This window comes from Chromohalobacter sp. HP20-39 (genome assembly GCF_033052815.1).
GTDB lineage: Bacteria > Pseudomonadota > Gammaproteobacteria > Pseudomonadales > Halomonadaceae > Chromohalobacter.
Genome location: NZ_JAWHTP010000919.1, coordinates 1 through 254 on the forward strand (window position 1 = coordinate 1; position 254 = coordinate 254).

1 pseudogene is annotated in these 254 nt (G+C 64.6%); it reads left to right on the forward strand.

Annotated features, from left to right (window positions below):
- A pseudogene (locus RVY79_RS20655) lies at positions 1-254 on the forward strand (hypothetical protein); the annotation flags it as partial.

A 254-nucleotide genomic window follows, 5' to 3' on the forward strand; every position in this document is an offset into this window, starting at 1 on the left:
GTTCGGCGGCAGCATCATCATCGAATTGCTGCGGCAATGGTGGGGACCGGTCGATACCGAGCGCGTCGTGCCGAAACCGGTGCAGGCGGCGATGTCGTTCGCCGGCCGCTGGCTGGCTCCGGCGCTGCTGGTGTTCGCCTTCCTGGTCCCGGTGATCTTCTACAACCAGCGCTACATTCTCGACCTCTCGATCCTGGTCGTGACTTACGTGATGCTGGGTTGGGGCCTCAACGTCGTGGTCGGTCTCGCCGGCC